At 59.4% G+C, this 19,286-nt stretch carries 17 protein-coding genes and 1 tRNA gene; 12 read left to right on the forward strand and 6 right to left on the reverse strand.

Going from position 1 to position 19,286, the window contains the following annotated elements:
* The first annotated feature begins 171 nt into the window (after window positions 1-171).
* The 12 genes from arcD (at window position 172) to ACYZT2_RS22035 (ending at window position 14,812) form a co-directional block, all read left to right on the forward strand.
* Window positions 172-1,599: an arginine-ornithine antiporter gene (arcD, locus tag ACYZT2_RS21980; RefSeq protein WP_461967299.1), complete on the forward strand. Its 1,428-nt coding sequence runs from the start codon at window positions 172-174 to the stop codon at window positions 1,597-1,599.
* A gap of 35 nt (window positions 1,600-1,634) precedes the next feature.
* Window positions 1,635-2,891 (forward strand): arginine deiminase, encoded by a 1,257-nt coding sequence (gene arcA, locus ACYZT2_RS21985; RefSeq protein ID WP_461967301.1) that lies wholly within the window; start codon window positions 1,635-1,637, stop codon window positions 2,889-2,891.
* Window positions 2,892-2,960: 69 nt separating this feature from the next.
* Window positions 2,961-3,971: an ornithine carbamoyltransferase gene (locus ACYZT2_RS21990; RefSeq protein WP_461967303.1), complete on the forward strand. Its 1,011-nt coding sequence runs from the start codon at window positions 2,961-2,963 to the stop codon at window positions 3,969-3,971.
* Window positions 3,972-4,130: 159 nt separating this feature from the next.
* The gene (gene arcC / locus ACYZT2_RS21995) at window positions 4,131-5,060 is read left to right on the forward strand and encodes a carbamate kinase (protein WP_461967305.1); all 930 of its coding nucleotides are present in this window, start codon (window positions 4,131-4,133) and stop codon (window positions 5,058-5,060) included.
* 12 nt (window positions 5,061-5,072) lie between these two features.
* Window positions 5,073-5,435 carry a DUF5064 family protein gene (locus ACYZT2_RS22000; RefSeq protein ID WP_461967307.1) on the forward strand — a complete coding sequence of 121 codons (363 nt, stop codon included), beginning with the start codon at window positions 5,073-5,075 and terminating at the stop codon, window positions 5,433-5,435.
* A 232-nt stretch (window positions 5,436-5,667) separates the two neighbouring features.
* The gene (locus ACYZT2_RS22005; protein WP_461967309.1) at window positions 5,668-7,176 is read left to right on the forward strand and encodes a sigma-54-dependent transcriptional regulator; all 1,509 of its coding nucleotides are present in this window, start codon (window positions 5,668-5,670) and stop codon (window positions 7,174-7,176) included.
* Window positions 7,177-7,639: 463 nt separating this feature from the next.
* The gene (gene gcvH / locus ACYZT2_RS22010; protein ID WP_461967311.1) at window positions 7,640-8,023 is read left to right on the forward strand and encodes a glycine cleavage system protein GcvH; all 384 of its coding nucleotides are present in this window, start codon (window positions 7,640-7,642) and stop codon (window positions 8,021-8,023) included.
* A 12-nt stretch (window positions 8,024-8,035) separates the two neighbouring features.
* Complete coding sequence (gcvP, locus tag ACYZT2_RS22015; protein WP_461967313.1) at window positions 8,036-10,888, forward strand: aminomethyl-transferring glycine dehydrogenase; 2,853 nt, start codon at window positions 8,036-8,038, stop codon at window positions 10,886-10,888.
* A 202-nt stretch (window positions 10,889-11,090) separates the two neighbouring features.
* Entirely contained in the window at window positions 11,091-12,467 is a 1,377-nt protein-coding gene (locus ACYZT2_RS22020) for an L-serine ammonia-lyase (protein WP_461967315.1), read from the forward strand.
* 33 nt (window positions 12,468-12,500) lie between these two features.
* Window positions 12,501-13,625: a glycine cleavage system aminomethyltransferase GcvT gene (gene gcvT / locus ACYZT2_RS22025; RefSeq protein ID WP_461967317.1), complete on the forward strand. Its 1,125-nt coding sequence runs from the start codon at window positions 12,501-12,503 to the stop codon at window positions 13,623-13,625.
* A gap of 390 nt (window positions 13,626-14,015) precedes the next feature.
* Window positions 14,016-14,228, forward strand: a complete 213-nt coding sequence (locus tag ACYZT2_RS22030; RefSeq protein ID WP_003175786.1) for a cold-shock protein — start codon at window positions 14,016-14,018, stop codon at window positions 14,226-14,228.
* Between the two features lie 95 nt (window positions 14,229-14,323).
* Window positions 14,324-14,812, forward strand: a complete 489-nt coding sequence (locus ACYZT2_RS22035) for an RDD family protein (protein ID WP_007903319.1) — start codon at window positions 14,324-14,326, stop codon at window positions 14,810-14,812.
* 134 nt (window positions 14,813-14,946) lie between these two features.
* On the opposite strand, the gene nadA is transcribed toward ACYZT2_RS22035, so the two are convergent.
* From nadA to pal, 6 genes are all read right to left on the reverse strand, one after another.
* Complete coding sequence (gene nadA / locus ACYZT2_RS22040) at window positions 14,947-16,005, reverse strand: quinolinate synthase NadA (protein WP_461967321.1); 1,059 nt, start codon at window positions 16,003-16,005, stop codon at window positions 14,947-14,949.
* A gap of 251 nt (window positions 16,006-16,256) precedes the next feature.
* Window positions 16,257-16,332: transfer RNA gene (locus ACYZT2_RS22045), tRNA-Lys, on the reverse strand.
* A 63-nt stretch (window positions 16,333-16,395) separates the two neighbouring features.
* Window positions 16,396-17,088, reverse strand: coding sequence for a 7-cyano-7-deazaguanine synthase QueC (queC, locus tag ACYZT2_RS22050; protein ID WP_461967323.1), 693 nt, complete (start codon window positions 17,086-17,088; stop codon window positions 16,396-16,398).
* A gap of 1 nt (window position 17,089) precedes the next feature.
* A complete protein-coding gene (queE, locus tag ACYZT2_RS22055; RefSeq protein ID WP_007903309.1) occupies window positions 17,090-17,737 on the reverse strand; it encodes a 7-carboxy-7-deazaguanine synthase QueE in 648 nt (215 codons plus the stop codon).
* A 179-nt stretch (window positions 17,738-17,916) separates the two neighbouring features.
* A complete protein-coding gene (ybgF, locus tag ACYZT2_RS22060; protein ID WP_461967325.1) occupies window positions 17,917-18,768 on the reverse strand; it encodes a tol-pal system protein YbgF in 852 nt (283 codons plus the stop codon).
* A 6-nt stretch (window positions 18,769-18,774) separates the two neighbouring features.
* On the reverse strand, window positions 18,775-19,272 hold the full coding sequence (gene pal, locus ACYZT2_RS22065) for a peptidoglycan-associated lipoprotein Pal (protein WP_095632173.1): 498 nt from the start codon (window positions 19,270-19,272) through the stop codon (window positions 18,775-18,777).
* Between the last annotated feature and the right edge of the window lie 14 nt (window positions 19,273-19,286).

Raw genomic sequence — 19,286 nt, forward strand, 5'->3', positions numbered from 1 at the left:
TTTATCCGAGGCCTCTGCACAGGGCTTTCCGGGCATTAGCCTTATGCCTGCCAAAGACCCATAAGTCTTTAATTAACAATGGAATGTGACTATGCATTGATCCAAGTCAGATGATTGAACAGCGAACGAAACTACCCTGTTTTCTCTCTTCTCCTGCACTGGAGTCATGCAATGTCTGAATCCCCCGGAAAACTGAAACTCGGCGCCCTGGTTGCATTGGTTGTCGGTTCAATGATTGGTGGCGGGATCTTCTCTTTGCCGCAGAACATGGCCGCCAGTGCCGACGTCGGTGCCGTTCTTATCGGTTGGGCAATTACCGCGGTGGGAATGTTGACCCTGGCCTTCGTGTTCCAGACCCTCGCTAATCGAAAACCTGATCTGGACGGCGGTGTCTACGCCTACGCCAAGGCCGGTTTCGGCGACTACATGGGTTTCTCGTCCGCCTGGGGTTACTGGATCAGTGCTTGGCTGGGCAACGTGGGTTACTTCGTACTTTTGTTCAGCACCCTCGGCTACTTCTTCCCCATCTTTGGAGAGGGGAATACTGTCGCGGCCGTGATCGGTGCGTCGGTGCTGCTCTGGGGTGTGCATTTCCTGGTATTGCGCGGAATCAAGGAAGCGGCGTTCATCAACCTGGTGACCACCGTCGCCAAGGTCGTACCGTTGCTGCTGTTCGTGTTGATCGCTGTGTTCGCGTTCAAACTGGACATTTTCACCGCCGACATCTGGGGCGTGAAAACCCCTGACCTGGGCAGCGTGATGAACCAGGTGCGCAACATGATGCTGGTCACCGTCTGGGTGTTCATCGGTATCGAAGGCGCGAGCATCTTCTCGGCCCGTGCGGAAAAACGCAGCGACGTGGGTAAAGCCACCGTCATCGGTTTCATCACCGTGCTGCTGTTCCTGGTGCTCGTGAACGTGCTGTCGCTGGGGATCATGACCCAGCCGGAATTGGCAAAACTGCAGAATCCGTCGATGGCCGCGGTGCTGGAACACGTGGTCGGGCATTGGGGCGCGGTGCTGATCAGCGTCGGCCTGATCATCTCGTTGCTCGGTGCGCTGCTGTCGTGGGTGTTGCTGTGTGCGGAGATCATGTTCGCTGCAGCCAAAGACCACACCATGCCGGCCTTCCTGCGCAAGGAAAACGCCAACCATGTACCGGTCAACGCGCTGTGGCTGACCAACGCCATGGTCCAGTTGTTCCTGATCATCACGCTGTTCTCGGCCAGCACTTATCTGTCGCTGATCTACCTCGCCACTTCGATGATTCTGGTGCCGTATCTGTGGTCGGCGGCTTATGCACTGCTGCTGGCGGTGCGCGGCGAGAGTTATGAAAACGCTATAGCCGAGCGCAGGAAAGACCTGTTCATCGGCGCCGTTGCGTTGATCTACGCGGTCTGGTTGATCTATGCCGGTGGCGTCAAATACCTGCTGCTCTCCGCCCTGCTCTATGCGCCCGGCGCGATCCTGTTCGCCAAAGCCAAGCTTGAAGTCAACAAACCGGTTTTCACCAACGTCGAGAAACTGATTTTCGCAGCGGTTGTCGTGGGCGCCCTGGTGGCGGCTTACGGGCTGTATGACGGCTTCCTGACTCTGTAGCACCCGACCCATTTGTCATCTGGAGGATCACTGTAATGACCACCGAAAAAGTTAAGTACGGCGTCCATTCCGAAGCCGGCAAACTGCGCAAAGTCATGGTTTGCTCCCCCGGCCTGGCCCACCAGCGGCTGACCCCGAACAACTGCGATGAACTGCTTTTCGACGATGTGCTGTGGGTTGCTCAAGCCAAGCGTGACCATTTCGACTTCGTCACCAAAATGCGCGAGCGCAACGTCGACGTGCTGGAAATGCACAACCTGCTGACCGACATCGTTGCGATTCCTGAAGCCCTCGACTGGATCCTGGAGCGCAAGATCACCGCCAATTCGGTGGGTTTGGGTCTGGTCAATGAAACCGCTTCCTGGCTGCGTAGCCTGGAGCCGAGAAAGATTGCCGAATTCCTGATTGGCGGCGTCTCCGCCGATGACCTGCCGGACAGCTTCGGCGGCAAGACCATTCAGATGTTCCGCGAGTTTCTCGGTCACTCCAGCTTCATTCTGCCGCCGCTGCCCAACACCCAGTTCACCCGCGACACCACCTGCTGGATCTACGGCGGCGTGACGTTGAACCCGATGTACTGGCCGGCACGGCGTCAGGAAACGTTGCTGACCACCGCTATCTACAAGTTTCACCCGCAATTCACCAATGCCGACTTCCAGATCTGGTACGGCGATCCGGATCAGGACCATGGCAACGCCACGCTTGAGGGCGGCGACGTGATGCCGATCGGCAACGGTGTGGTGTTGATCGGCATGGGCGAGCGCTCGTCCCGCCAGGCCATTGGTCAATTGGCGGTCAGCCTGTTCAAGAACAAAGCGGTCGAACGGGTGATCGTCGCCGGCCTGCCGAAGTCCCGCGCAGCGATGCACCTGGACACCGTGTTCAGCTTCTGCGACCGCGACCTTGTAACCATTTTCCCGGAAGTGGTGAACCAGATCGTCGCCTTCAGCGTGCGCCCTGATGAAAGCAAACCGGGCGGCGTCGACATTCGCCGCGAAGAAACCAGCTTCCTCGACACCGTGGCCAAGGCCCTCAACCTGCCGGCGTTGCGCGTGGTGGAAACCGGCGGCAATAGCTTCGCGGCCGAACGCGAGCAATGGGATGACGGCAACAACGTGGTGGCGATGGAACCCGGCGTGGTGATCGGTTACGACCGCAACACCTACACCAACACCCTGCTGCGCAAGGCCGGTGTGGAGGTCATCACCATCAGCGCCGGTGAACTCGGTCGCGGGCGTGGCGGCGGCCATTGCATGACCTGCCCGATCATTCGTGACCCTATCGACTATTAACTTTCAAACCCTGGCCGCCGCTTATCCAGCGCGGCCCGGGGGATAACCGATACCAAAGGAGATCCAATCATGGCTTTTAATATGCGCAACCGCAGCCTGCTGAGTTTGATGCACCACACCACTCGCGAGCTGAATTACCTGCTGGACCTGTCCCGCGACCTCAAACGCGCCAAATACACCGGCACCGAGCGTCCACACCTGCAAGGCAAGAACATCGCGCTGATCTTCGAAAAAACCTCGACCCGCACCCGTTGCGCCTTCGAAGTCGCGGCCCATGACCAAGGCGCGCACGTCACTTATATTGACCCGGTGTCGTCGCAAATCGGCCACAAGGAAAGCATGAAGGACACCGCCCGTGTGCTGGGGCGGATGTTCGATGCCATCGAATACCGTGGCTTCGAACAGGAAATCGTCGAAGAGCTGGCGAAGTTCGCCGGCGTGCCGGTGTTCAACGGCCTGACCGCTGAATTCCACCCGACGCAAATGATCGCCGACACCCTGACCATGCGTGAACACAGCGACAAACCGCTGCACGACATCAGCTACGCCTACCTCGGCGATGCCCGCTACAACATGGGCAATTCACTGTTGATGATCGGCGCAAAACTCGGCATGGACGTGCGCATCGCCGCACCGAAAGCGCTGTGGCCACATCAGGACTTCATCGATCAGTGCAAAGGCTTCGCCGAGGAAAGCGGCGCGCGCATCACCATCACCGAAGACCCGAAAGAAGCGGTCAAGGGCGTGGACTTCATCCATACCGACATCTGGGTGTCGATGGGCGAGCCGGTTGAGGCGTGGGACGAGCGCATCGAACAACTGCTGCCCTACCAGGTCAACGCCGACATGATGAAGGCCTCGGGCAACCCGCGCGTGAAATTCATGCACTGCCTGCCGGCGTTCCACAACAGCGAAACCAAGGTCGGCAAAGACATCGCCGCGCGCTATCCGCACCTGGCCAACGGCGTCGAAGTGACTGAAGAAGTCTTCGAGTCGCCGGCCAACATCGCCTTCGAGCAAGCGGAAAACCGCATGCACACCATCAAGGCGATCCTGGTGTCGGCGCTGGCGGATATCTAACGGCTCCCTCGGTTTGCTCTTTGTGGGAGCGAGCCTGCTCGCGATGACGGACTGACATTCACCATGGATGTTGACTGATACACCGCTATCGCGAGCAGGCTCACTCCCACAGGAGACCGAGTTACCTGCAACCTCCTCTCTGTTTAGAAGGACTGCATTATGCGTATCGTCGTTGCTCTGGGCGGTAACGCCCTGCTCCGCCGGGGTGAACCCATGACCGCGGACAACCAGCGCGCCAACATCCGGATCGCCACCGAGCAGATCGCCAAAGTTTATCCCGGCAACCAACTGGTGATCGCTCACGGCAATGGCCCGCAGGTCGGCCTGTTGTCGCTGCAAGCCGCGGCCTACACCCAGGTTTCCGCTTACCCGCTGGACGTGCTGGGTGCCGAAACCGAAGGCATGATCGGCTACATCATCGAACAGGAACTGGGCAACTTGCTCGATTTCGAAGTCCCGTTCGCCACCCTGTTGACCCAGGTCGAAGTCGATGCCAATGACCCGGCGTTCCAGAACCCCAGCAAACCCATCGGCCCGGTCTACACCAAGGCCGAAGCGGAAAAACTCGCTGCCGAAAAAGGCTGGGCGATTGCTCCGGATGGCGACAAATTCCGTCGCGTGGTGGCCAGCCCGAGACCGAAACGCATCTTCGAAATCCGCCCGATCAAATGGCTGCTGGAAAAAGGCAGCATCGTGATTTGTGCGGGCGGTGGCGGCATCCCGACGATGTACGGCGCCAGCGGCAAACTGCAAGGCGTAGAAGCCGTGATCGACAAGGACCTGTGCTCGGCCATGCTGGCCGAACAGCTTGAAAGCGATCTATTGGTGATCGCCACCGACGTCAGCGCGGCGTTCATCGACTTCGGCACACCCACCCAGAAAGCCATCGCCCAAGCCCACCCGGATGACATGGAAAAACTCGGCTTCGCGGCCGGTTCCATGGGACCAAAGGTCCAGGCAGCCTGCGAGTTCGCCCGCCATACTGGAAAAACCGCGGTGATCGGCTCACTCTCGGACATCGAAGCGATCGTCCAGGGCAAGGCCGGCACGCGTATCAGTACGGCGAAATCTGGCATTACTTATTTATAAGGAGAAACGTCAATGGCAACGTTCGAGCCAGGCCACCTGCACATCGAGCGCCACGCGCTGACCAAGGATGATGTCAGCTACAACGTGCATCTCGACTATGAGGTCACGCAGGATCCCAAGAAAGGCAAAGGGGTGCTGTTCACCATGCACGGCAGCATGCAGGGAAAGGACATGACGGAGACCTTCTTTCTGCCCAAGGAGGAGGCTTACAACTTCGCCAACAACGTGACGAAAATCGCCGAGAAGTACGGAATCCCGAAGACACACAGCCAGATCGGCTCGATTCACAAGCATTACGATTTAATGTTTGAAGACATCCGGAAGCAGTTGGATATGAAATCCGGCGACCCGGTAAACCTCGAGAACTTCGAATAGCCCTATTCCCCCTGGATGAACGCTGTACCTGTGGGAGCGAGCCTGCTCGCGATGACGGTCTGACCATCAACATGGACGGTGATTACATGGACGGTGATTGATAGACCGCATTCGCGAGCAGGCTCGCTCCCACATGGGTTGTTTGGTGACGTGAAGTCCTGCGCAGGATTTCACCATTGGCCCGCCCCAAGGCATACTTGCCACCCTCCGCACTCCAGAACCCAACCGCCCCATGCGCATCCACGTCAGTTTCATCGACCGCGTCGGAATCACCCAGGAAGTCCTGGCCCTGCTCGGTGGGCGCAATCTCAATCTGGATGCGGTGGAAATGGTCCCGCCCAACGTCTACATCGACGCCCCGACCTTGAGCCCGGCCGTGCTCGAAGAGCTGCGCGACGCGCTGTTCAGTGTGCATGGCGTGCAAGCGGTGACGGTGGTCGACATCCTTCCCGGCCAGCGCCGTCACTTGCAGCTCGATGCGTTGCTCGCGGCGATGACCGACCCGGTGCTGGCTCTGGACAGTGCTGGCAAGGTGCTTCTGGCCAACCCGGCGCTGATTGCCCTGTACGGCCGCGAACCGGCGGGTGAAAGCATCAGCGAGCTGTTTGCCGACCCGGCGCTGCTCGACGCGTTACTGGAAAACGGCTTCCGCCTGCCGCTGCGCGAGATCACCGTCAACGGTCAGACCCTTCTGCTGGACGCCACGCCGATCACCGACGCCGGCGCGCTGCTGACCCTGTATCAACCGAACCGCATCGGTGAACGCCTCTCGGCGCTGCACCACGACCATGCCGAAGGTTTCGATGCCCTGCTCGGCGAATCCCCGGCGATTCGTACGCTCAAGGCTCGCGCTCAACGCGTCGCGGCCCTCGATGCACCGTTGCTGATCCAGGGCGAAACCGGCACCGGCAAAGAACTGGTGGCCCGCGCCTGCCACGCGATCAGCGCCCGCCACAGTTCGCCGTTCCTGGCCTTGAACTGCGCGGCATTGCCGGAAAACCTCGCCGAAAGCGAGCTGTTCGGCTATGCCCCCGGCGCCTTCACCGGCGCGCAACGGGGCGGCAAACCGGGGCTGATGGAACTGGCCAACCAGGGCACGGTGTTTCTCGACGAGATCGGTGAAATGTCGCCGTACTTGCAGGCGAAATTACTGCGTTTTCTCAACGACGGCAGCTTCCGCAGGGTCGGTGGCGATCGCGAAGTGAAGGTCAATGTGCGGATCCTCAGCGCGACCCATCGCGATCTGGAAAAAATGGTCAGCGAAGGCGCCTTCCGCGAAGACCTGTTCTATCGCCTCAACGTGCTGAATGTCGAAGTCCCGCCCCTGCGCGAGCGCGGCCAGGACATTCTGCTGCTGGCGCGCTACTTCATGCAGCAGGCCTGTGCGCAGATCCAGCGCCCGGTCTGTCGCCTGGCGCCGGGCACTTATCCGGCGCTGCTGGGCAACCGCTGGCCGGGCAATGTGCGGCAATTGCAGAACGTGATCTTCCGCGCCGCAGCGATTTGCGAAAGCAGCCTGGTGGACATCGGCGACCTCGACATCGCCGGCACCTCCGTGGCGCGCCAGAGCGACAGCGAGGTCGACAGCCTTGAACAGGCCATGGAAGAGTTCGAGAAAACCCTGCTGGAAAAGCTCTACGTCAGCTACCCCTCGACCCGCCAACTGGCCAGCCGCCTGCAAACCTCCCACACCGCGATTGCCCATCGGTTGCGTAAGTACGGCATACCCAACAAGCCGTAATGCTGGAAATACGAATCTCGTTACCGACACAAAACCACTGTGGGAGCGAGCCTGCTCGCGAAGGCGGACTGACATTCACTATGGATGTCGACTGATACACCCTCTTCGCGAGCAGGCTCGCTCCCACAGGTTTATGCGCGGTCTGAAAATCTCCTCAAAACGACCTCCATCTGTACTGAAAGCGCTACAGTGGAACGATATCGCTACACTCTCTCCTGATCACCGCTGTGCAAGGCTTTGATCCACCTCAGCTTTTTTCTCCCGTCCGCGCTGTAGCGATTTCGCTACAGCCAGCCTTTCTCAGCCCCCCATAAAAACCAATAACTCATTGATTTATAAAGAATAAATAACATTGGCCGCGATTTTGCTTAGCTTCTATAAAAAAGCAGCCCTCATAAATCAGGGCATTGCCCGAGCATTCAATCGCGTCCACCAGACGAGTCTGGCCCCCTTAGGAGTTTCCATGAGCGAGTTGCGTTTTACTGAAGATCACGAATGGCTGCGCACCGAAGCTGACGGCACGGTCACAGTCGGCATCACCGCTTTCGCGCAGAACGCACTGGGCGACGTGGTTTTCGTACAACTGCCTGAGCTGCAGTCCTACGACAAAGGCGCAGAAGCCGCCACCGTAGAATCGGTAAAAGCCGCCAGCGGCGTGTACATGCCACTCGACGGCGAAGTGCAGGAAGTGAACCCGGCGCTGGACAGCAGCCCTGAACTGGTCAACGAAGATCCGCTGGGCGAAGGCTGGTTCTTCCGCTTCCAGCCAACCGACGCCTCGGCTGTCGGCCAACTGCTGGATCAGGACGCTTACGACCGTCTGATCAAAGCCAACGCCGAAGCCTGAGGAGCGCCCTACATGACTCAAGTAAACCTAAGCACCGCCAACGAATTCATCGCGCGCCACATCGGCCCGCGTGCCGGCGATGAGCAAGCCATGCTCAACAGCCTGGGCTTTGATTCGCTGGAAGCCCTGAGCGCCAGCGTCATCCCGGACAGCATCAAGGGCACCAGCGTCCTCGGTCTGGAAGACGGCCTGAGCGAAGCGGATGCCTTGGCGCTGATCAAATCCATCGCCGGCAAAAACCAACTGTTCAAGACCTACATCGGCCAGGGTTACTACGGCACTCACACGCCGTCGCCGATCCTGCGCAACCTGCTGGAAAACCCGGCCTGGTACACCGCTTACACCCCGTACCAACCAGAAATTTCCCAAGGCCGTCTCGAAGCGCTGCTGAACTTCCAGACCCTGATCAGCGACCTGACCGGCCTGCCGATCGCCAACGCCTCCCTGCTCGATGAAGCCACCGCCGCTGCCGAAGCCATGACCTTCTGCAAACGCCTGAGCAAGAACAAAGGCAGCCACGCGTTCTTCGCCTCGGTTCATTGCCACCCGCAGACCCTCGACGTGCTGCGCACCCGTGCCGAGCCGTTGGGCATTGACGTAGTGGTCGGCGACGAGCGTGAACTGACTGACGTGACGCCGTTCTTCGGCGCCCTGCTGCAATACCCGGCCAGCAACGGTGACGTGTTCGACTACCGCGAACTGACCGAGCGCTTCCACGCTGCTAATGCGCTGGTCGCGGTCGCGGCTGATCTGCTGGCCCTGACCGTGCTGACCCCGCCGGGCGAGTTCGGCGCCGACGTGGCCATCGGCAGCGCGCAACGCTTCGGCGTGCCGCTGGGGTTCGGTGGTCCGCACGCGGCCTACTTCTCCACCAAGGACGCGTTCAAGCGTGACATGCCGGGCCGTCTGGTCGGCGTGTCCGTGGACCGTTTCGGCAAGCCGGCCCTGCGCCTGGCCATGCAGACCCGCGAGCAACATATCCGCCGCGAGAAAGCCACCAGCAACATCTGCACCGCCCAGGTTCTGCTGGCCAACATCGCCAGCATGTACGCCGTGTACCACGGCCCGAAAGGCCTGACGCAGATCGCCCAGCGCATTCATCACCTGACCGCGATCCTCGCCAAAGGCTTGAGCGCACTCGGTCTGAACGTCGAGCAAACCAGCTTCTTCGACACGCTGACGGTCAAGACCGGCGCGCAAACGGCGGCGTTGCACGACAAGGCGCGTGCCCAGCAGATCAACCTGCGCGTGGTCGATGGCGAGCGCCTGGGTCTGTCCCTGGACGAAACCACTTCGCAAGCCGATGTGGAAACCCTGTGGGCCCTGCTGGCCGACGGCAAAACCCTGCCAGACTTCGCCGCATTGGCCGCAAGCGTTGCAAGCACGATCCCGGCCGCGTTGGTTCGCCAATCGCCGATCCTCAGCCACCCAGTGTTCAACCGCTATCACTCGGAAACCGAGCTGATGCGCTACCTGCGCAAGCTCGCCGACAAGGACCTGGCCCTGGATCGCACCATGATCCCGCTGGGTTCCTGCACCATGAAACTCAACGCCGCCAGCGAAATGATCCCGGTCACCTGGGCCGAATTCGGTGCCCTGCACCCGTTCGCCCCGGCCGAGCAAAGCGCCGGTTATCAGCAACTGACCGATGAACTGGAAGCGATGCTCTGCGCCGCGACTGGTTACGACTCGATCTCCCTGCAACCGAACGCTGGTTCGCAAGGCGAATACGCCGGCCTGCTGGCGATTCGTGCGTACCACCAGAGCCGTGGCGAAGACCGTCGCGACATCTGCCTGATCCCGTCGTCTGCCCACGGCACCAACCCGGCTACCGCCAATATGGCTGGCATGCGTGTAGTCGTGACCGCCTGCGATGCTCGCGGCAACGTCGACATCGAAGACCTGCGCGCCAAGGCCATCGAGCACCGCGAACACCTCGCTGCGCTGATGATTACCTACCCGTCGACCCATGGCGTGTTCGAAGAAGGCATCCGCGAAATCTGCGGCATCATTCACGACAACGGCGGCCAGGTGTACATCGACGGCGCCAACATGAACGCCATGGTCGGCCTCTGCGCACCGGGCAAGTTCGGCGGCGACGTGTCCCACCTGAACCTGCACAAAACCTTCTGCATTCCACACGGCGGTGGCGGACCGGGCGTCGGCCCGATTGGCGTCAAGTCGCACCTGACCCCATTCCTGCCGGGCCACGCCCAGATGGAACGCAAGGAAGGCGCAGTCTGCGCGGCACCGTTCGGCAGCGCGAGCATTCTGCCGATCACTTGGATGTACATTCGAATGATGGGTGGCGCGGGTCTCAAGCGTGCTTCGCAACTGGCGATCCTGAATGCCAACTACATTTCCCGTCGCCTCGAAGAGCATTACCCAGTGTTGTACACCGGCAGCAATGGTCTGGTGGCGCACGAATGCATCCTCGACCTGCGTCCGTTGAAAGACAGCAGCGGCATCAGTGTCGATGACGTCGCCAAGCGCCTGATCGACTTCGGCTTCCACGCCCCGACCATGTCGTTCCCGGTGGCCGGCACGTTGATGATCGAGCCGACCGAAAGCGAATCCAAGGAAGAACTGGACCGCTTCTGCGACGCCATGATCCGCATCCGCGAAGAAATCCGCGCAGTGGAAAACGGCACGCTGGACAAGGACGACAACCCGCTGAAAAACGCACCGCACACCGCCGCGGAACTCGTCGGCGAGTGGACTCACCCGTACAGCCGTGAGCAAGCGGTATATCCGGTTGCGTCGCTGATCGAAGGCAAGTACTGGCCACCGGTCGGTCGCGTCGACAACGTCTTCGGCGATCGCAACCTGGTCTGCGCCTGCCCGTCGATCGAAAGCTACGCTTGATCTATAGGGGGCGGGTTCGCTCGCCCCCCTTTTCAAGAACACCACAAAACCCTGTGGGAGCTGGCTTGCCTGCGATGGCGGTGGATCAGGCAACTGAGATGCTGACTGACCCACCGCCATCGCAGGCAAGCCAGCTCCCACAGGATCGTATTTAGTCAAAAGATTTCCGCCAATTCCTATAACAAGAAACCGGAGAACAACCATGTCGTTAAGCGTGTTCGACCTGTTCAAGATTGGCATCGGTCCCTCCAGCTCCCACACCGTCGGCCCGATGCGTGCTGCTGCGCGTTTCGCCGAAGGTCTGCGCCGTGAAGGGCTGCTGGCGGCAACCACCCGCGTCAAAGTCGAGCTCTACGGCTCGCTCGGCGCCACCGGCAAAGGCCACGGCAGCGACAAGGCTGTGTTGCTGGGCCTGGAAGGCGAACACCCGGACACCTTAGACACCGAAACCGTCGCCGCTCGCCTGCAAGAGATTCGCGGCAGCGGTCGCTTGAACCTGCTCGGCGAACACAGCATTGCGTTCAACGAGAAAGAACACCTGGCGATGATTCGCAAACCGTTGGCCTATCACCCCAACGGCATGATCTTTCGCGCGTTCGATGCTGCTGGCCTGCAGATCCGCAGCCGCGAGTACTACTCGGTCGGTGGCGGATTCGTCGTCGATGAAGACGCCGCCGGTGCCGACCGCATCGTCGAAGACGCCACGCCGCTGACCTTTCCGTTCAAAAGCGCCAAGGACCTGCTCGGTCATTGCAGCACCTACGGCCTGTCGATCAGTCAGGTGATGCTGACCAACGAAAGTGCCTGGCGTCCGGAAGCAGAAACCCGTGCCGGTTTGCTGAAGATCTGGCAAGTGATGCAAGACTGCGTCGCCGCCGGTTGCCGCAACGAAGGCATCCTGCCCGGCGGACTGAAGGTCAAACGTCGGGCCGCGGCGCTGCATCGGCAATTGTGCAACAACCCGGAATCCTCGCTGCGCGATCCGCTGTCGGTGCTGGACTGGGTCAACCTGTACGCCTTGGCGGTCAACGAAGAAAACGCCAACGGCGGACGCGTGGTCACGGCGCCCACCAACGGTGCAGCCGGGATCATTCCGGCGGTGCTGCATTACTACATGCGCTTCATCCCCGGCGCCAACGAAGACGGCGTGGTGCGCTTTCTACTGACGGCCGCTGCGATCGGCATTCTGTATAAGGAAAACGCCTCGATCTCCGGCGCCGAAGTCGGCTGTCAGGGCGAAGTCGGCGTCGCCTGCTCGATGGCCGCCGGAGCTTTGTGTGAAGTGCTGGGCGGTACGGTGCAGCAGGTGGAAAACGCGGCCGAAATCGGCATGGAACACAACCTCGGCCTCACCTGCGACCCGATTGGCGGGCTGGTGCAAGTGCCTTGCATCGAGCGCAACGCCATGGGTTCGGTCAAGGCCATCAATGCGGTGCGCATGGCCCTGCGCGGCGACGGTCAGCACTTCGTCTCCCTCGACAAAGTCATCCGTACCATGCGCCAGACCGGCGCCGACATGAAAAGCAAATACAAGGAAACCGCCCGTGGCGGTTTGGCGGTCAACATTATCGAGTGCTGATGCAAGCATCCGCACTATTTTCAGGAGCTGGATATGTCCACCGAACAACTGTTGAAAACCCCGTTGCACGCACTGCACCTCGAACTCGGCGCCCGCATGGTGCCGTTTGCCGGCTACGACATGCCGGTGCAATACCCGTTGGGCGTGATGAAAGAACACCAGCACACCCGTGAGCAGGCCGGACTGTTCGATGTCTCGCACATGGGCCAGATCCGCCTGACCGGCGCCAACGCGGCCAAAGCCCTGGAAACCCTGGTACCGGTGGACATCATCGACTTGCCAGTGGGCATGCAGCGTTACGCGATGTTCACCAACGAGACCGGCGGCATCCTCGACGATCTGATGGTCGCCAACCTCGGTAACGACGAACTGTTCCTGGTGGTCAACGCGGCCTGCAAGGATCAGGACCTGGCGCACCTGCGCAAGCATATTGGCGACCAGTGCACCATCGAGCCGCTATTCGAAGAGCGCGCGTTGCTGGCTCTGCAAGGTCCGGCCGCCGTCACCGTGCTCGCACGCCTGGCGCCTGAAGTGGCGAAGATGACCTTTATGCAATACGCTCGCGTGAAGCTGGTGGGCGTCGATTGTTTTGTCAGCCGTTCGGGCTACACCGGTGAAGACGGTTTCGAAATCTCCGTACCAGCGGCCAACGCCGAAGCCCTGGCTCGCGCCCTGCTGGCCGAACCGGAAGTAGCGGCTATCGGCCTCGGCGCTCGCGACTCCCTGCGCCTGGAAGCCGGCCTGTGCCTCTATGGCCACGACATGAACACCGAAACCACCCCAATCGAAGCGAGCCTGTTGTGGGCCATCTCCAAGCCTCGTCGTGCCGATGGCGCGCGGTCCGGTGGCTTCCCCGGCGCTGAAACCGTGTTCGCCCAGCAGCAAGCCGGTGTCAGCCGCAAACGCGTTGGGCTGCTGCCACAGGAACGTACGCCAGTGCGTGAAGGTGCGGAAATCGTCAACGAAGCCGGCGAAATCATCGGCAGCGTGTGCAGCGGCGGTTTCGGTCCGACCCTTGGCGGTCCTTTGGCCATGGGTTACCTCGACAGCGCTTACATCGGTCTGGATACGCCAGTCTGGGCAATTGTTCGTGGGAAAAAGGTGCCTTTGCTTGTAAGCAAAATGCCATTTGTTCCACAACGCTACTATCGCGGTTGATTGACTGTTTCTATAAGTAACGCGGTTGCGTTAACAGTGCACTAATCTGTAACGCAGCCGCCATAAAACAGTGCGAACGTTTCGTTTATGAACGTTACTTATAACGATCGAAAACAACTGAACAACGCTATCGAAAAAGCCTGCGCTAGTGCCCCTCAGATTGTCACCAACCCGAGGAAATCCGGGCCTTCGCAGGGCTTGTTTTTTCTCCCGTAGTTGGCGTAGAGTTTGTTCACTGTGTTTGCATGGGTCGCTTGGAATCGTGACCTGGGCAGTAGCCTACAAAGTTAGCTACATCCCGTTCGACGTCTTCTTACTCTCCTGCAACCAGCCCCAGTACTCTTTCATCAGAAGGAGACTGTCATTCATTTGCGTCAAAGGAAATAAGAAATGTCCCAACGTCAGAGCGGTACCGTCAAGTGGTTTAACGACGAGAAAGGTTTTGGTTTTATCACTCCAGAAAGCGGTCCGGATCTGTTCGTACATTTCCGCGCTATTCAGGGCAACGGCTTCAAGAGCCTGAAAGAAGGCCAGAAAGTGACTTTCGTTGCTGTGCAAGGCCAGAAAGGCATGCAGGCTGACGAAGTACAAGCAGAAGCCTGATCTTCTGTAACGAAAAAGCCCCTGATACTGATATCAGGGGCTTTTTTGTGCGCGTAAATCCGTAAAATGGCTTCTTTTTCCGTTCAGAGGCTGCCATGTCGAAACACCTGCTCTACCCACAGGGCGACTTCCCCGCCGTCGGCCTGGGGCGTCGCCTGGCAGCGATGTTCTACGACTTTCTGTTATGCACCGCCCTGCTGATCGTCACCAGCGGCATTTACAAGATGATCCAGATGGCGATCATCGGCGAAGGCCAAATGCGCGCCTTGACTGAAGCTGGCGCGCTGGACGGTGATCCGCTGCTATCGACGGTGTTGTTATTCGTGCTGTTCGGCTTCTTCGCCAAGTTCTGGACCTGGTCGGGGCAGACGCTAGGCATGCAGGTCTGGGGCATCCGCGTGCAAAACGCCGATGGCTCATCCATCAGCCTGTGGCAGGCGCTGTTGCGCTTTGTGGTGTCGATCGCGTCCTGGCTATGCCTCGGGCTGGGGTTCTTCTGGTCGCTGTTCGACAAGCAGAAGCGCAGCTGGCATGACATCTATTCCAATACCCAGCTCGTACGCATTCCGAAGAAGACCAAGTAATTGCACAGAGTACAAATCATTGTGGGAGCGAGCCTGCTCGCGATGGCGGCGTATCAGTCAACATGGATATGACGGACAGAACGCTATCGCGAGCAGGCTCGCTCCCACAGTTTTTGCGGCTTAACTGACAACTCTCAAGCGTTACCGGCCAACTTCATCCGCGCCGCCTGCGTGAAATCAAGCATCCGCTTCAACGGCCGCACTGCCTGCGGAATCAACGCCGGATCAACGAAGATCTCGTTGGTCCCTTCACGCAAGCTCTTCAGCGTGCGCTCAAGGGTGTTCATCGCCATCCACGGGCAATGCGCGCAACTGCGGCAGGCTGCGCCGTTACCGGCCGTTGGCGCTTCGATAAAGACCTTGTCCGGGCACATCTGCTGCATCTTGTAGAAGATGCCGCGGTCGGTCGCGACGATCAGGGTCTTGTTTGGCAGACTTTGCGCAGCAGCGATCAGCTGACTGGTGGAACCCACCGCGTCGGCCAAGTCGATGACTGCGGTCGGCGACTCCGGGTGCACCAGAATGGCCGCATCCGGGTACAACGCTTTCATGTCTTCGAGTTGCTTGGCCTTGAACTCTTCGTGGACGATGCAGGCACCGTCCCACAGCAGCATGTCGGCACCGGTCTTGCGCTGGATGTAAGTGCCCAAGTGCTTGTCCGGGGCCCAGATGATGGTTTCGCCGTTATCCATCAAGCTTTCGACGATTTCCAGCGCACAGCTGGAAGTCACCACCCAGTCCGCCCGCGCCTTGACCGCCGCCGAGGTGTTGGCATACACCACCACCGTGCGCTCCGGATGCTGATCGCAGAACGCCGAGAACTCGTCCACCGGGCAACCCAGGTCCAGCGAGCAAGTCGCTTCCAGGGTCGGCATCAGCACGCGCTTTTCAGGGTTGAGGATTTTCGCGGTTTCGCCCATGAACTTTACGCCGGCGACCACCACGGTCTTGGCCGGGTGAGCATTGCCAAAGCGGGCCATCTCCAGGGAGTCGGAGACGCAGCCACCGGTTTCTTCGGCCAGGGCCTGAATGACCGGATCGCAATAGAAGTGAGCAACCAGCACCGCGTCCTGAGCCCTGAGCTCGGCAGCGATGGCAGTACGGTAATAAGCCTCTTCCTCGGCGGTCAGCGGTTTGGGCTGCTTGGCGTCGAGATGGGCTTGAACCAGAAGGCGTTCGGAAATCTGCGTCATGTTCGCAAGACCTGCAGGCGCTTTCGCGCGAAAGTCGAGTATACACCCGGCTCCGGACCCTTCAGGGTACCGCCGGGAGAGTGAGTATTCATCAGGCGTGGACAGCGTTGAAGCTGCGCAAGGCTACAGAATATCCCTTGGATGCAAAAGATGATTCTGACCTGCGTCACCCGGACTGAGCCGAGCTCAAATCGCGGGCAAAAAAAAACCCGGAAATCCTCACTTACGTGGGCCTTCCAGATTTTTTAAAATGGTGGGTCGTGTGGGATTCGAACCTACGACCAATTGGTTAAAAGCCAACTGCTCTACCAACTGAGCTAACGACCCGCTGTGTGGTGGCGCGTATAATACTGATTTTTAAGGACTATTCAACACCTAATTTGAAATAAATCAAAAATAAGGTGTTGGGTCAGTCACACCGGCTGCTGCGAAGCCTTCTGCACGCAGACGGCAGCTGTCGCATTTACCGCAGGCGCGGCCACTATCGTCCGCCTGATAGCAGGAAACGGTCAGCCCGTAATCGACGCCCAGCTTCACGCCAGCCTGAACGATCTGCGCCTTGCTCAGGTTCTGCAGTGGCGCCTGGATACGGAAGCCCTGCCCTTCTACTCCGGCCTTGGTCGCCAGGTTGGCCATGCGCTCGAAGGCTTCGATGAACTCGGGACGGCAATCCGGGTAACCGGAGTAATCCACCGCGTTAACGCCGATAAAGATGTCACGCGCGCCCAACACTTCGGCCCAGCCCAGCGCCAGGGACAGAAACACGGTGTTGCGCGCCGGTACGTAAGTCACCGGGATACCTTCACCCGGCGTTTCCGGCACATCGATACTAGTGTCGGTCAACGCCGAGCCGCCGATACCGTTCAGGTTCAGGCCGATCACCTTGTGCTCGACCACACCCAAGTCTTGGGCGACACGTGCGGCGGCGTGCAATTCGGCGTGAGACCGCTGACCGTAATCGAAGCTCATGGTGTAGCAGCTGTAGCCTTCAGCACGGGCCATGGCCACGACGGTTGCCGAGTCGAGGCCGCCGGACAGCAAGATGACCGCACGTTTTTCTGTAGTGTTCGTTTGTTCAGTCATTTCAGCGCCCCGGCTCGTCATTCCAAAGATATTTATGCAGCTGCAATTGCAGACGCACAGGCAGATTGTCCGCCACCACCCAGTCCGCCAGATCACGCGCGCTCAGGTCATGGTGGCTCGGCGAGAACAGGACTTCGCCGGCACGCTGATCCAGACCGTATTGAATCAGCTTGGACACGGCCCAGTCGTAGTCTTCCCGCGAACAGATGACAAACTTCACCTGATCGTTAGGCGTGAGCAGCTCGATGTTCTCGTAGCGGTTGCGGTGTGCTTCTTTCGAACCCGGGGTTTTCAGGTCGACGACGCGACTGACCCGTGGATCGACCGCCGAGATATCCAGCGCGCCACTGGTTTCCAGCGACACTTCATAGCCGGCGTCACACAACTGCTTGAGCAAGGGAATGGCATTCGGTTGCGCCAGGGGTTCGCCGCCCGTGACACAAACATAACGCGGGCGAAAACCGGCCACTTGCTCGAGGATGTCATCGAGCGTGCGAATGGTGCCGCCAGTGAACGCGTAGGCGCTGTCGCAGTATTGGCAACGCAATGGGCAACCGGTCAAGCGCACAAATACAGTGGGCAGCCCGGCAGTCCGCGTTTCACCCTGCAACGAGTAGAAAACTTCGGTAATTCTCAATGTGTCTTGCATAGTCGCCACGGGCGTAACAGCTAAACAGGCTGTCCGCCTCCGTCAGGCACTTCAAGGAACCTCGCCAACGCGCAGATCCCAAAAAGCGTGTTTCGTAAAAAGGGCATGAATTCTAACGAAAAAACCCGCGATAGGCGCGGGTTTCTTCAAAACGGAGCTATTTCTACAAGCTTACAGGCTTACATGCGCTGCAAATCCCGTTGCGCCAGCTGAGCGGCGGAAGTGCCCGGATATTGGGACACAACCTGCTGCAGAATGCCTTTGACCCTGTCGGTATGACCGAGGCGGCGTTCTACATCAGCGAGCTTGTACAGCGAATCAGGCACTTTGGGGTGCTTGGGGTACAGCTGCGAAACCTTGGCAAAAGCCTGACCTGCACCTTGCAGATCGCCCTTGGCCAGGTTCACTTCCCCCAACCAGTACTGGGCGTTGCCCGCGTATTGGCTGTTCGGGTATTTGCGCAGGAATGCGGCGAAAGCCTGGCTGGCCTTGTCGAAATCCTTGGCTTTGATCAGGTCGAAGGCTGCATCGTAATACAGTTTTTCCTTCGCCGGATCAGCCGGTTCGCCACCTGCGGCAGGCGCTTGTGTGGAAGTGGCAGCGGCTGCCGCTCCCGCACCTGCGCCGGCTGCTGCACCGGGGGCATTCAAACTGCCACCGGCGGAAGAATTATCAGGAGTCGCGGCTGGTGCAACGCCGGTCCCTATGCGCCGATCAAGATCCTGATATCGCTCCAGGTTCTCTTGCTTCATGCGCGCTACATCATTTTGCAGTTCTTCGATCACACCCTGTTGGCGCGAGATCTGATCCTGCATTTGTTGCAGTTGGTTAAACAGCTGGCCCTGTGCCGAGACAGGGGTCGAAACCCCTCCCCCGGCATAGGCGCCGTTCGTACCGTAACCCGCAGGCGGATAACTACTCCCGCTATTGTTATAGCCGGAGTTGTCCTCGACTACAGGAACCGCAGCCCACACCGCAAGCGGCGCGAGGCTGAGAGCCAAAACAGTTACAGCACGACGGCACGTTCGCATGACGAATTACTTACGCAGTTCGACGCGACGGTTTTGAGCCCAGGACTGCTCGTCGTTGCCGGTAGCAACTGGACGCTCTTCGCCGTAGGAAACCAGTTCCGCCTGAGCTGGGGAAACACCTTGCAGTACCAGGTAGCGCTGAACGGCTTTCGCACGACGCTCGCCCAGTGCCATGTTGTACTCACGAGTACCACGTTCGTCGGTGTTGCCTTCCAGAACAACGCGAGCGCCGTTTGCTTTCAGGTCTTTGGCGTGAACGTCCAGAGCGCGCATGGCTTCTGGCTTCAGGTCCGAGCTGTCGTATTCGAAGTAGAAGGTGGTGATTGCGCGCAGAGCAGCTTCTTCGCTCAGGGAGCCGTCAACAGCACCAGTGTTAGCGCCGTAACCAGCGTTTGGATCAACAGCGCCTTCACCGGCGTTGTCGCCGCCTTTGGACGAGCAACCTACAGCTACAGCCATGGCCAGAGCCAGCGCAGCAAATTTACCAAACTTCAGCATTTCCATCGTGAAACTCCTAA

Source organism: Pseudomonas sp. MDT1-85 (assembly GCF_054898065.1).

Bases quoted from the DNA above. Each gene is read 5' to 3' on its own strand.
- arcD (WP_461967299.1), top strand. From the start codon at position 172: ATGTCTGAATCCCCCGGAAAACTGAAACTCGGCGCCCTGGTTGCATTG.
- arcA (WP_461967301.1), top strand. From the start codon at position 1,635: ATGACCACCGAAAAAGTTAAGTACGGCGTCCATTCCGAAGCCGGCAAA.
- ACYZT2_RS21990 (WP_461967303.1), top strand. From the start codon at position 2,961: ATGGCTTTTAATATGCGCAACCGCAGCCTGCTGAGTTTGATGCACCAC.
- arcC (WP_461967305.1), top strand. From the start codon at position 4,131: ATGCGTATCGTCGTTGCTCTGGGCGGTAACGCCCTGCTCCGCCGGGGT.
- ACYZT2_RS22000 (WP_461967307.1), top strand. From the start codon at position 5,073: ATGGCAACGTTCGAGCCAGGCCACCTGCACATCGAGCGCCACGCGCTG.
- ACYZT2_RS22005 (WP_461967309.1), top strand. From the start codon at position 5,668: ATGCGCATCCACGTCAGTTTCATCGACCGCGTCGGAATCACCCAGGAA.
- gcvH (WP_461967311.1), top strand. From the start codon at position 7,640: ATGAGCGAGTTGCGTTTTACTGAAGATCACGAATGGCTGCGCACCGAA.
- gcvP (WP_461967313.1), top strand. From the start codon at position 8,036: ATGACTCAAGTAAACCTAAGCACCGCCAACGAATTCATCGCGCGCCAC.
- ACYZT2_RS22020 (WP_461967315.1), top strand. From the start codon at position 11,091: ATGTCGTTAAGCGTGTTCGACCTGTTCAAGATTGGCATCGGTCCCTCC.
- gcvT (WP_461967317.1), top strand. From the start codon at position 12,501: ATGTCCACCGAACAACTGTTGAAAACCCCGTTGCACGCACTGCACCTC.
- ACYZT2_RS22030 (WP_003175786.1), top strand. From the start codon at position 14,016: ATGTCCCAACGTCAGAGCGGTACCGTCAAGTGGTTTAACGACGAGAAA.
- ACYZT2_RS22035 (WP_007903319.1), top strand. From the start codon at position 14,324: ATGTCGAAACACCTGCTCTACCCACAGGGCGACTTCCCCGCCGTCGGC.
- nadA (WP_461967321.1), bottom strand. From the start codon at position 16,005: ATGACGCAGATTTCCGAACGCCTTCTGGTTCAAGCCCATCTCGACGCC.
- queC (WP_461967323.1), bottom strand. From the start codon at position 17,088: ATGACTGAACAAACGAACACTACAGAAAAACGTGCGGTCATCTTGCTG.
- queE (WP_007903309.1), bottom strand. From the start codon at position 17,737: ATGCAAGACACATTGAGAATTACCGAAGTTTTCTACTCGTTGCAGGGT.
- ybgF (WP_461967325.1), bottom strand. From the start codon at position 18,768: ATGCGAACGTGCCGTCGTGCTGTAACTGTTTTGGCTCTCAGCCTCGCG.
- pal (WP_095632173.1), bottom strand. From the start codon at position 19,272: ATGGAAATGCTGAAGTTTGGTAAATTTGCTGCGCTGGCTCTGGCCATG.